The 11,809-nt window shown below is 58.2% G+C and carries 13 protein-coding genes and 2 pseudogenes; 8 read left to right on the forward strand and 7 right to left on the reverse strand.

The window, feature by feature from the left end; translation table 11 throughout:
- The 5 genes and pseudogenes from M7F93_RS09115 to M7F93_RS09135 all read right to left on the reverse strand — a co-directional run.
- Positions 1–817 (reverse strand): annotated as a pseudogene (locus M7F93_RS09115) (NADH-quinone oxidoreductase subunit F); the annotation flags it as partial.
- Positions 802–1,314, reverse strand: a complete 513-nt coding sequence (locus M7F93_RS09120) for an NADH-quinone oxidoreductase subunit NuoE family protein (protein WP_298172290.1) — start codon at positions 1,312–1,314, stop codon at positions 802–804. The gene M7F93_RS09120 and the pseudogene M7F93_RS09115, both read right to left, overlap by 16 nt.
- Complete coding sequence (locus M7F93_RS09125; protein ID WP_298172293.1) at positions 1,289–2,989, reverse strand: NADH-quinone oxidoreductase subunit D; 1,701 nt, start codon at positions 2,987–2,989, stop codon at positions 1,289–1,291. Before M7F93_RS09125 ends, M7F93_RS09120 begins: the two co-directional genes overlap by 26 nt.
- Entirely contained in the window at positions 2,989–3,477 is a 489-nt protein-coding gene (locus tag M7F93_RS09130) for an NADH-quinone oxidoreductase subunit B (protein ID WP_298172297.1), read from the reverse strand. The genes M7F93_RS09125 and M7F93_RS09130 overlap by 1 nt, the downstream gene beginning before the upstream one ends.
- Entirely contained in the window at positions 3,468–3,836 is a 369-nt protein-coding gene (locus M7F93_RS09135) for an NADH-quinone oxidoreductase subunit A (RefSeq protein WP_298172299.1), read from the reverse strand. Before M7F93_RS09135 ends, M7F93_RS09130 begins: the two co-directional genes overlap by 10 nt.
- A 166-nt stretch (positions 3,837–4,002) precedes the next feature.
- Between M7F93_RS09135 and M7F93_RS09140 the strand changes: the two genes are divergently transcribed.
- Positions 4,003–4,308: a hypothetical protein gene (locus tag M7F93_RS09140; RefSeq protein ID WP_298172302.1), complete on the forward strand. Its 306-nt coding sequence runs from the start codon at positions 4,003–4,005 to the stop codon at positions 4,306–4,308.
- Between the two features lie 141 nt (positions 4,309–4,449).
- Here M7F93_RS09140 and M7F93_RS09145 read toward each other — a convergent pair whose 3' ends face one another.
- Positions 4,450–4,662, reverse strand: coding sequence for a YgaP family membrane protein (locus M7F93_RS09145; RefSeq protein ID WP_298172305.1), 213 nt, complete (start codon positions 4,660–4,662; stop codon positions 4,450–4,452).
- 81 nt (positions 4,663–4,743) lie between these two features.
- Complete coding sequence (locus tag M7F93_RS09150) at positions 4,744–5,343, reverse strand: nitroreductase family protein (protein ID WP_298172308.1); 600 nt, start codon at positions 5,341–5,343, stop codon at positions 4,744–4,746.
- A 448-nt stretch (positions 5,344–5,791) separates the two neighbouring features.
- On the opposite strand from M7F93_RS09150, the gene M7F93_RS09155 reads away from it, so the two are divergent.
- From M7F93_RS09155 to M7F93_RS09180, 7 genes and pseudogenes are all read left to right on the forward strand, one after another.
- On the forward strand, positions 5,792–6,721 hold the full coding sequence (locus tag M7F93_RS09155) for a methyl-accepting chemotaxis protein (RefSeq protein ID WP_298172310.1): 930 nt from the start codon (positions 5,792–5,794) through the stop codon (positions 6,719–6,721).
- A 30-nt stretch (positions 6,722–6,751) separates the two neighbouring features.
- Positions 6,752–7,123: a response regulator gene (locus M7F93_RS09160; RefSeq protein WP_298172313.1), complete on the forward strand. Its 372-nt coding sequence runs from the start codon at positions 6,752–6,754 to the stop codon at positions 7,121–7,123.
- A complete protein-coding gene (locus tag M7F93_RS09165) occupies positions 7,123–7,455 on the forward strand; it encodes an STAS domain-containing protein (protein ID WP_298172316.1) in 333 nt (110 codons plus the stop codon). The genes M7F93_RS09160 and M7F93_RS09165 overlap by 1 nt, the downstream gene beginning before the upstream one ends.
- A complete protein-coding gene (locus M7F93_RS09170; RefSeq protein ID WP_298172319.1) occupies positions 7,452–9,620 on the forward strand; it encodes a chemotaxis protein CheA in 2,169 nt (722 codons plus the stop codon). Before M7F93_RS09165 ends, M7F93_RS09170 begins: the two co-directional genes overlap by 4 nt.
- A gap of 34 nt (positions 9,621–9,654) precedes the next feature.
- Positions 9,655–10,431, forward strand: a pseudogene (locus M7F93_RS12055) (MCP four helix bundle domain-containing protein); the annotation flags it as partial.
- Positions 10,426–11,292 (forward strand): methyl-accepting chemotaxis protein, encoded by an 867-nt coding sequence (locus M7F93_RS12060; RefSeq protein ID WP_463670968.1) that lies wholly within the window; start codon positions 10,426–10,428, stop codon positions 11,290–11,292. The pseudogene M7F93_RS12055 and the gene M7F93_RS12060, both read left to right, overlap by 6 nt.
- A 10-nt stretch (positions 11,293–11,302) precedes the next feature.
- Positions 11,303–11,809: chemotaxis protein CheW (locus tag M7F93_RS09180; RefSeq protein ID WP_298172325.1), on the forward strand; the 507-nt coding region annotated here is incomplete at its 3' end.

Genomic DNA, 11,809 nt, shown 5'->3' on the forward strand with positions numbered 1-11,809 from the left:
GCAGGGTCCGCCCGGCGCGCATCCCGCCGGCATGTTCGTAAAGAATCTCCCGCGCCGTCGTTCCCATGGGCAGCTCGAAGACCCCGGGCCGCTGCGCCGGGCCACAGACGCTGTAGAGCTTGCTGCCGACCCCCCCATGGACCCCGAGACCACGAAACCAGTCAGCGCCCTGAGCGAGGATACCGGGCAGATGGGCGATGCTTTCCGCATTGTTGACCGTGGTCGGCTGCTGCCAGAGGCCCTGCTGGCTGATATGCGGCGGCTTTTTGCGCGGATTGGGCCGTTTACCCTCGATGGCGTTGAGAATGGCAGAATCTTCACCACAGATGTAGCGGCCCAGGGAGAGGTGGATATCCAGACGCAGATCGCCATCGGGCAACCGCAGCAGACCCGCCCCGCGCGCGCGCTGCAAAGCCCGCTCCAGCACCCGCGTGCCCGCCGCATACTCGCCGCGCACGAAGAGGATGGCATGGCGCACCCCCAGCGCGTGGGCGGCAATGAGCATCCCCTCGATCAGGTGATGCGGCGCCCCGAAAAGCAGCGCACGATCCTTGATACTGCCCGGCTCCGTTTCATCCAGATTGCAAACCAGGTAGCGGGGCGCCGGGGCATCGGCACCTCGTAGCCGCCACTTCAGCCCGGTGGGGAACCCCGCGCCGCCACAGCCGCGCAGTCCGGACTTCTCCACCTCGGCAATAATATCTGCAGGGTCCATCGTGATAGCCCGGCGTAACCCGGCGTAACCCCCGGCCTGCTCATAAACGCGCAGGTCCGCCGGATCGGGATCGTGGAAATGGCGGCTCAGAATGGCTTCCATGCGTCCGCCTCCCATTGCTCCAACCACCGCGCGAGGGAGGTTGCGTCCACCGGCCCTGTAGCCTCACCATCCATCAGCAGCGCAGGCGCGCGATCACACAGGCCGATACAGACATGAGGGACCACCGTCAGCGCGCCACTCAGACTGACCTCCCCCAGCGCCACCCCGGAATGCGCCTGCGCCTGGGCCAGCAGGTCCTGTGCCCCCGCCAGATGACAGGCGATGCTGTCGCAGATACGCAGCACATGGCGCCCCGCCCGGGCGCGCAACACCAGACTGTAGAAAGTGCAGAGTTCCTCCACCCGCACCGGACTCAATCCAGTGAGTTGCGCCGCCGCATGCAGCGCCACATCGTCGATATATCCCCGTGCGTCCTGCAAGGCGTACAGAACCGCGCTGATCGCCGCTGCCGGCACTGGCGACTCCGCCACCAGCGCCTGCAAGCGAGCGATCAGCGCGGCATCCTGCAGATCAGCGATCGAGGTCGGCAAGGACATAATCGATGGAACCTATGGTGGCGATGAAGTCGGGCAGGGCGGTACCGCGCCCCAGTTCGGTAATCAACTGCACATGTGGGAAAGACGGTGTACGCACCCGCAGACGATAGGGACGCGCCCCCCCATCGGCCACCACGTAATAAGCCAACATGCCCCGCGCCGACTCGGTGATACTGAGCACTTGCCCCGCTGGCGGGCCGATTTCCCCGGCCACCTGCTCAAAATGATGGATGAGGGTTTCAATATCGCGCAGGGTATGATCCTTGGGCGGAAAGGCATAGCGGGCATCGGCGGCCAGCGTCGGCCCCTCCGGCATCTTCTCCGCCAACTGGCGCAGCATGCCGATGCTCTCGCGGATCTCCTCGATATGCAACTGCGTCCGTGCCAGGGCATCCCCATCCGTAGAGGTCGGCACCGTAAAGTCAAGGTCGCCATAAAGCCCGTAGGGAGCGGCCTTGCGCATATCCCAGGCCTTGCCCGTGCTGCGCAGCAGGATGCCGGACACCGCCCATTTCTCCGCCTGCGCCGCACTGAGTACCCCGATATCGCGGGTGCGCGCCTGAAAAATGGGATTCCCTACCGTCAGATGCTCGCTGTCACGCAACCCCCTTTCCACAGCCCTGAGTATGGTCAGCAGATCCTCCCGCCAGCCCTCGGGCAAATCCATCGCCACCCCCCCGATCCGAAAAAACTGCGGGTGCAGTCGCCCGCCGGTGTATTTCTCGAGCAGATCCATCAATAAGGCACGATCACGGAAGGCGTAAAACGCCGGTCCCATCGTCCCCAGGTCATTACCGTAGCTCCCCAGCCAGACCAGATGGGAAGAAATCCGGCAGATTTCCGCCAACAGGGTACGAATCCCCTCCGCCCGCGGCGGCACCGTCAGATCCGCCAGCATTTCGATGGCACGCACATAAGGAAACTCCCCCAGCGCGCCCCCCAGATAATCCACCCGGTCGGTATAGGGGATGAAGTTGTGGAAAGTGTGCCCCTCGGCGATCTTCTCCACGCCGCGATGGTGGTAGCCGATATCCGGGTCCACCGTCGCGATCTCCTCGCCAGAGAGCTTCAGCACAAAACGCAGAATGCCGTGGGTACCCGGATGATGCGGCCCGACATTGAGCACCGTCAGACCCGGGTCCGGTGTCGGCACCGCGTCGCTGTAAGCTTTAAGGACTTCCTGCAGCTCAGGTTTGCTGAGGCGGTAGGCCGGGCGCTCGGTGGCGCGGATAGGCTCCGCCTTGCGCAAAGGATGTCCCTCCCAGAGGGGTGGGAGCAGAATCCGCCGCAAGTCCGGGTGGCCGCTAAAAGTCAGCCCAAAGAGGTCATAGACCTCGCGCTCATACCAGTTGGCGTTAGCGAAGACCCCAGTCACCGTCGGTACCGGCGCATCCGCATCGACATGGGGCACGCGCAGACGCAGTGCCCCGCAGTCATTCAGACCATGCAGATGGTAGATCAGGGTAAAAGCACGCTCCGACACCGTTTGACCGCCGCGCTCGTCCACTGCCGTCAGATCCAGCAGCATGGAAAATCGCGGCGCCATGTCATCATGCAAAAAATGCAGGGCATCTACCAAATGATGCTGCGCCACCTGAAAATCCGGCCAGCCATCGCGACCATCCGTCAACGGTGTCGCCTGAAAGCGCTTTTGCAAGACCTCCGCCAGCAGCATCAGCCCATCCTCCGGCTCAGAATCCGTGGTGAATGGCGGCGAATTTTCCGCTGCAAGAGCAGCAATCCGTCCATCAAGGCTTCGGGGCGCGGCGGGCAGCCCGGCACATACACATCCACCGGCAAAATCCGGTCGATGCCCTGCACCACGCTGTAGACGTCATACATGCCGCCGGAATTGGCGCAGGAACCCATGGAAATCACCCACTTGGGTTCCAGCATCTGCTCGTAGATCTCTAAGATCATCGGCGCCATCTTGACGAAGATGGTGCCGGAAGCGATCAGTACATCCGATTGTCGCGGCGAGCCGCGCAGCACCTCCGCCCCAAAGCGGGCGAGGTCGTGCCGGGGCGTCACCGCCGCCACCATCTCGATAAAGCAGCAGGAGGTGCCGAAGTTGAGCGGCCACAACGATCCCGCGCGACTCCAGGCCAGCAATTCCTCAAATTTACCCGCCAGCAACGACAACGGCCCGGGTGCTAACGCCACTGCAAGCCTCCCATCCGCCACTCGTAAAAGAGTCCAAGTCCGAGAACCGTCATAAAACCGCCCCCCCCCAGAATCGGCGTCCAGCCCAACCCGTGAAAAGCCACCGCCCAGGCAAAAAGAAAAGCCGCTTCCAGTTCAAAGACCAGAAACGAGACCGCCAGCAGATAGAAGGCCACTGGCATGGCTGGATGCGTGGTGACATTGGCGCCGAGCCCGCTCTCAAAAGGGATATTCTTATTGCGATTGGGATGCTGCCCACCGAGCCAATCCGACACCCAGAGAATGGCCATGAGGACCACTACAATGGCAACAGCGAAAGTGCCGACGGTCAGCGCTTGCGACGGCATCATCAGCCCCATCAGCCCCCCTCCCATCGGGGTGTGACCGTCCAAAAATCCAAAAGCACCTCCTCTCCGCGCGACATGATCTCAAGGCCCGCCATCCGGCATACAAGCGCGCCGCAATGAGCTACGCTTTGAAGTATAGACCAAGAAATTCGGCGACCCTGTCGAGGAGTACACCGTCATGGAAATTTGGGAAGACCCCGCCGTCCAGTCGGCCATACTGGACTATCTGGAGAGCAGCCAACTGCTCGCGAGCTTCACCACCATGGGCGGCGTCGCCCTGCGCGAAGGCGCGCAATGCCACTGCAGCATGCCGGAACGCGTGGGTAGCGATGTGCTGCTGTTATGTCAGTTTGATTTTGAAGAACGGGTACCCTTCGGAGGCGCGGGCGACCAGCGTCTGCGGCAACAGGGGCAGGTTCATTTGCGCCTGGATGCGACCGGGAAGGTGACTGATGCATGGCTGTGCCGACCCAACGCGTGTTGACTGCGCGATCGGGCAATGACCGAAGTAACCTCTGCGCGAGTGCTTACCGGGTACCCGGCGGCGTCACGCAAGGGGTACGACTGCTAACCGCGCCCTCCCCGCACAACGCCTCAGAAGTACCGGGAAAAAGCACTCAGAGGATCAGGATTTCGCCCGCGGCTTCAACGGGCAGGTTTTGATGCCCAGCACGGAATAAAGCCCGCAAAAACCGGTCAGCCCGGTAACAAGCGGCGCCAAGCCCACTGCTGCCCACCACTTATATGCGCCCGGCAGAAAAACGGCGAGCACAATAATGATGGCCAAACCCACAATCACCCGGATAACCCGATCAACAGTTCCTTCATTAACTGGCATTTTCAACGCTCCTGCGGATGTTATCCGCTCCTGTGGTAGAGTAGTAGTATAGGCGATCCTGAATAACTGCGGCGCAGCTACTCAGAAATGATCAATATGCACCAGCTTTTCGATAAATTCCCGGTTACGAGGCCAAGCATTATCCGTGCCTTTACCGATCGCAACCATATAGCCAATCGCAAAATCTGCCGGTAGGTGGATAATCTGCGCCACTGCATCAAAATCGAAGCCATCCATGGGGCAAGAGTCATAACCGAGATCCTGGGCCACCAGCATCAGGGCCATACCAAAAATGCCCAAGGTGCGCATGGCCTCATCCCGCGCCACCTCCTGCTTACCGCGATAATATGCGTCCAGCTTCGGCAGCAGGAAATCCTGCACCGGCTGTGGCGATGTCGCCCAGTAGCGCTGCGGCTCTTCCTGCCAGGCATTGAGGTCGGCACAAAGCACATAGAGCGCAGAAGCATCAGTCACCTGTGCCTGTCCCCAGGCGACCTCACGAATAGCCGCCCGCTCCGCCGAATCCTGTACATCCACAATCCGCCAATGTTGAATATTATACGCACTGGGTGCCAATGCCGATGTCTCCAGCAGCACCCGTCGTGTTTCTTCGGACATTTTGTGGCGCGGATCAAAGGACTTTGCAGCGCGTCGATTTTTTATTGCAGCAATCACTTCCATACATGCCTCCATGACCCTTCAAAATAGGGCACCATATAAGACCGACTAGTTGGTATTGTCAAGGAAGGGGTGACACCCCGTCCCAGTGACTAGCCTTCCCGCATGTTATTTCATTTCTAATTCATTAAGGTATCTTTGTAATCCAGGGCTAGGAGACGATGGAACGGAGACGCTCTGGATCGCTCTCGAAAGCCCGCAAAGCGGGATGTTGATTTGCTTGCAGATGCCGGGCTAGTTGTTGTGGAAGACAAGCCGTTGCCTGGGCATGGCCGCAAAAAAGAGGTTCGATCAGCCGCTAGCACCCTCCGATTGGAAGCTGTCTTGACGTGACCGGCACCCAAGATATCGGCGATGAAAAAATCTCGCTGCTCAAGTTTCTCTCTGTCTGTACCGTAAACAAAAATGCACCTTGATTAACCAGATTCCAATTATCGCACAGAGAAGAGCCATGACGGATACCTTATCCTTTTCCAAGATACTCGCCCAAGCCGTTCAGATTCTGGTGTCTCAGGTGCAATCTGGGCGGACACAGATGGAGGGTGCGGTTGGCGGCATCACGATCCGTTTTGCCAACCTCCATCAGCGCCTCAGTAAAGCAGTGCAGGCATCGCGGGGAAATAATGGGGAAGAGGAGGAGCAAGATGTCAGCGCGCTTTTCCACGCCAGCGAGGCAGAACTCCTGGGTGTACTCAAACACATTTTGGCAGCGACACAGCAACACGAATCGCAGCAGGAAGTGATTACTGCCCTGCTGCAACAGGTAAACACGTTGAATCGTATGGCACAGAATGTCGGCGAGATTGCCTCGCAGACTACACTGCTCGCACTTAATGCCGCCATCGAAGCGGCGCGTGCTGGAGAGCAAGGCCGGGGTTTTGCCGTCGTTGCCGACGAAGTGCGCAAGCTGTCCACACGCTCCAAGGAAACCAGCCAGAAAATGGGGGAAAATGTGAATGATATCACCGCCTCTATTCGAGGAGTGGTGCGGCAGACGGCGGCGGCTATACAACAAGAACGCCAATTTTTGGCTAATGCCGAGCTTTCCATTCGTGGCGTGCTTCGTCGCTTGCAGGGTATGACAACCCGCCTCACAGCCTCTGCCGACATTCTGCAAAATGAAGCCCAAGGTATTGGTGAAGAGATGGACCAGCTGTTGATTGCCTTGCAGTTCCAGGATCGGGTCAGTCAGATGTTGGCGCATGTTGAGGAGGGTATGAGCGACCTGCCCAAACACCTCGATTCAGCGAATTCGGTGGAGGGCGTGGAGGATTGGCTACGGGCACAGACCGGGAAGTATACCACCCGCGAAGAACATTTCATTCATCGTGGCGAAACCATTGCCATCCCCGAAACCAATCAGGAAATCACCTTCTTTTGAATTCAAAACAGCCCATAAGGAACTCGCGAAATGGCAAAAACAGTTCTTGTAGTCGATGATTCCGCATCCCTGCGGCAAGTGGTCAGCATTGCACTGAAAGGTGCCGGCTATGAAGTCATTGAGGCTTGTGACGGTGTGGATGGGCTGGCAAAACTGGGTGCGGCGACCAAAATCCATCTCATCATCAGTGATGTGAATATGCCTAATATGGATGGAATCACTTTCGTCAAAGAAGTTAAGCAGAAGCCGGCATACAAGTTCACACCCATCATCATGCTGACGACCGAGGCAGAAGAGGAGAAAAAACTCCAGGGGCAGGCGGCCGGAGCCAAGGCCTGGGTCATCAAGCCCTTCCAGCCACAGCAGATGCTGGCGGCGGTGGGCAAGCTGATTTTGCCCTGATGAGTATGGATATTCAGCAGGAACAGAACGGTGCGGTGCAACGCCTGAGATTATGCGGTGACCTCGACATTTATGCTGCCGCATCCTTGCGTGAGCATATCTTGAAGGCATTGGAACAGAGTCATCAGGTGGAACTGCTGCTGGAAGAGATCGCCGAGGTGGATGGCGCCGGCCTGCAGGTCCTCGTGGCGGCCAAAGCCGAAGCCCTGCGCCTGGGGGTTGCCCTGTATCTGAGCGGACACTCCCGGGCTGTATTAGATGCTATGCAGCTCTGCCGCCTCATGCCCTATTTTGGCGATCCGATTCTGCTGACCAGGGATATGACTGGATGATCGCTATCGACCCGCAAATGGACGCTGCGCTACAGACCTTCTTTGAGGAAGGCCGGGATCTCCTGCAGGAGATGGAACGTGCGCTGTTGTTTATGGAGAGTGCTGGAGCGGATCCCGAACGTATCAACGCCGTTTTTCGCGCCGCCCACACGATCAAAGGATCGGCCGGACTTTTTGGTCTGGAAGAGGTCGTACGTTTTACCCATCGCCTGGAAAATCTGCTGGATCATATCCGTTCCGGAGTGATTGATCTGACGCCGCTCCGCATCACTCTATTGCTTTCCTGCGGCGATCACATCGCTGAATATCTGGACAAGACTTCGGCTGATATGTCGTTGGACGAACACTTTCTTGCCGAAGATCTCCGTTTGCTCACCGAACTTACGGAGCAGCTCGGCACGGCACCTCCCGCACGGACATCTCCACCAGTACGTAAAAGTGAATCGCGTCCAACGCCCGAAATCATTACAACTGATGCCGTAAAAACGGGCAATTGGCATATCTCTCTGCGTTTCGGCCGGGATACTTTTCGGGATGGTATGGATCCGCTGTCTTTTCTGCATTATCTGGAACAACTCGGCGAGATTGTCGGGCTTGTCACCCTGACCGACAATCTGCCTGCGCTTATCCAGATGGATGCTGAAAGCTGTTATCTAGGGTTTGAAATCAGTTTCAAAAGTGATGCCGACAAGTCGCAGGTTGCCGATGTTTTTGATTTTGTGAAAAATTCCAGCATCATTCATATTCTGCCGGCACATAGCCAGATCGGCGCGTATCTCCAGCTTATTCAGCAGCTTCCAGAGGCCGACCAACACCTCGGTGCGCTCCTCATCAGTGTCGGCACACTGACTCATGAGGAACTGCAAAAAGCCCTCGCTTTGCAGGATGCGGGGAATCATAGCGGTCAGCATCAGCCCTTGGGCGAGATTCTGGTAGCACAAAAAATGGTTCAGGAACCCATAGTACAGGGCGCTCTGGAGAAACAGCAGCAACAGCGCGAACATCAGGTGGTCGAGCGCCAGATGCTGCGTGTACGCGCTGCCGATCTGGATCAACTGGTGAACCTGGTCGGGGAACTGGTCATCGCCAGTGCCGCCAACAGTCTCTATGCGGCGCAGAACAATGCCGAGGAACGCGTCGAATCCGCCGCTCAGGTGGCGCGCCTGGTGGAGGATATCCGCGACGGTGCTCTCCACCTGCGAATGATTGACGTAGCCGAGGTTTTTCAGCGTTTTCCACGGGTGGTGCGGGATACTGCACGCACTCTGGGCAAGAATATTCGTCTGGAGATCAGCGGCGAAGGAACGGAACTCGACAAGAGCATGGCGGAAAAAATCACCGATCCGCTCATGCATTTGGTGCGTAATGCCATGGATCATGGCATTGAGAGCGCGGAGCGCCGTCACGCGCTCGGCAAGCCGGCTCAGGGTTGTATCAGCCTGCATGCCTGTCACGATGCCGGCGGCATCATCATCGAAGTGCGCGACGATGGCGGCGGACTCAATCGGGAGAAAATTCTGGGCAAGGCCATAGAAAAGGGGCTGGTCACTCCAGAGCAACAGCTCAGTGACCAGGAAATCTACGCGCTGATATTCGCCCCCGGCTTTTCCACAGCCGATCAGGTGAGCGACATTTCCGGGCGCGGGGTGGGGATGGACGTGGTGCGTCAAAATATCGAGGCTATCCGTGGCAGTATCGAAATCCACTCCACTCCCGGTGCAGGCAGCACCATGCGCATCCGTCTGCCACTCACCTTGTCTATTATCGACGGCTTTCTCGTCAAGCTGGCGACGGATACCTTTGTCATCCCCGCTGAATCCGTTGAGGAATGCCTGGAATATCCGGAACAGCAAGGAACCGTCGGATATATGGTATTACGCGATCAGGCTCTGCCGCTACTGCATTTGACCGGAGTTTTCCGGTTTGATGCCCAACCCGAAAAACGTCGCAATGTCATTGTCGTGCGTCATGGTCAAGACCGGGTTGGCATGGTAGTCGGGGCTATCCTCGGCAACCAGCAGACGGTCATCAAGCCGCTCGGCAAGTTGTTCGATCAGGTACCGGGGATATCGGCAGCGACCATTCTCGGCAATGGCGACGTCGCCCCCATTCTGGATATTCCGGCGCTGATTCACCATCACGCTTCCGCAAAACACATTCATTGATTTACACCAAGAGGAATTCATTATGTTCGGGAATATGCGTATCGGCCTGCGCTTGGGCGCCAGTTACGCCATAGTCATCATGCTGCTGATTCTTATAGCGGTGACGGCGCTGATGCAAATGCAGAAAATAAAGGTAACCACCGGCACCCTCACCATGGTAGTGTGGCCTAATCTGCAACACGCTAACAGCCTCCGCGTCGCCATCCTGGAGATAGCTGGTGACTGCCGCGATGTCTTATTGGCCCAGACTCCCGCGCAGCGCGCCCAGAGTCAACATGACATTCAGAAACTACAATCCCGAAGTCAGTACCTATTGACTACGCTGCATAAAGATGTCCAGCACAAGAAGGCCAGAGTAGTGGTGGAAAGTATTCAGCGCCATATGGAAAGCTACAATTCCGCACTGAAGACTTGTTTGCAGGATATGAATGCGGTCGCCGCAGGAACCGCTGGCGAGGGAGCGAATGTGGCGGCCATCACGCAGTTCCAACAGCAGGTGATCCCCCGAGAGGAACGGGTGCGCACGGAGATTAAGCAGCTTAATGGAATTATAGCCGGCAAACTGGGCACAGTGGAGCAGCAAAATAATACGAATTATGTCATCGCCCGTGATCTGAGTATCAGCATCGGTGTCGCCGCCATGCTTATCGCCATCTTAATGGGCATTTTCCTGACCCGTTCCATCACTCGCCCCTTGAATGAGGCCGTCAGGATGGCCGAACTGGTTGCCGATGGTGATCTTTCCATGCAGGTGGTATCTCGGACCCACGATGAAACGGGCCGTTTGATGGCGGCGATGGCCACTATGGTGGAGCGCTTGACCCAGACCATTGGCGAGGTGCGTAGTGCTGCAGACAATCTCTCCAGTGCCTCCGAGCAGGTGAGCGCAACTTCTCAGTCCCTCTCTCAGTCCGCCTCCGAACAAGCCGCCAGTGTCGAGGAGACTTCCGCCACTCTGGAAGAGGCGGCGGCTTCCATCAAGCAAAACGCGGAGAATGCGCGGGTGACCGACGATATCGCCACCGGTGCCGCCAAAGAGGCGCGTATGGGCGGCGACGCAGTTACCCAGACGGTGCAGGCTATGAAGAATATTGCCGATAAGATTGGAATCATCGACGACATCGCCTATCAGACCAATATGCTGGCACTCAACGCCGCGATCGAGGCCGCCCGTGCTGGTGAACATGGCAAGGGCTTCGCCGTGGTCGCCGCCGAGGTCCGTAAACTGGCGGAGCGCAGTCAGGTGGCGGCACAGGAAATTGGCGCACTGGCCAGCAGCAGTGTGCAGGTGGCGGAACAGGCCGGAAGCGCGCTGACCGCCCTGGTCCCGGCGATCGGCAAAACCTCTGACCTGGTGCAGGAAATCAACGCCGCTTCCAACGAACAGGCGGCCGGCATTGATCAGATCAACTTGGCGGTGGGGCAACTCAATCAGGTCACCCAGCAAAATGCGTCCGCCTCGGAAGAACTGGCGGCGACGGCAGAGGAGATGAGCGGACAGGCCGAACAACTTCAGCAGTTGATGGCGACGTTCCGGCTACGCACGCAGGGCGGCGGATCTTCTGCCAAAGCCAGTGCCCATAAAGGCGCTGCGGCAGTGGCACACCTCCAGGGACGTGGACAGGACGCAGCGCCAGTCAGTGCTGACAGCCACGATTTCGTCCGCTTCTGAGGAGGCGTCCATGAATATGCTGCCAGCAGGAGACGGTGCCGCCCAGGTTGGAGGTTGGGGAGGGCAATATCTGATTGTCCAGTTACAGGCGGAATCCTTTGGTGTGGATATTTCGGCGGTGCGGGAGATCATCGCCTATGTCGTCCCTACCCAGATTCCCATGATGCCGGCTTTCGTGGTGGGGGTGATCAACCTGCGTGGTCAGGTGGTGCCCGTGATCGACATAGCGCGCCGTTTCGGACGTCCGGCGACGGTCATTCATAAACGGAGTTGCATTATTATCGTGGACCTGCAGGAGGGGGAGTCACGACAGCGCCTCGGCGTCATCGTCGATGCCGTCAACGAGGTGCTGGAGTTTCCGGGGGAACAGATAGAACCGGCGCCGCAATTTGGCGCCGGTTTGCGCACCGAGTTCATCCGGGGCATGGGCAAGGTGGCCAATCAATTCATTGTCCTGCTGGAAATGGCCCGGGTGCTCTCCATGGACGAAATGGCCGAACTCGCCGCGATCGCGGCG

The sequence above is a fragment of the Acidithiobacillus sp. genome (assembly GCF_027322205.1).
In the GTDB taxonomy this organism is placed as follows: domain Bacteria; phylum Pseudomonadota; class Gammaproteobacteria; order Acidithiobacillales; family Acidithiobacillaceae; genus Acidithiobacillus.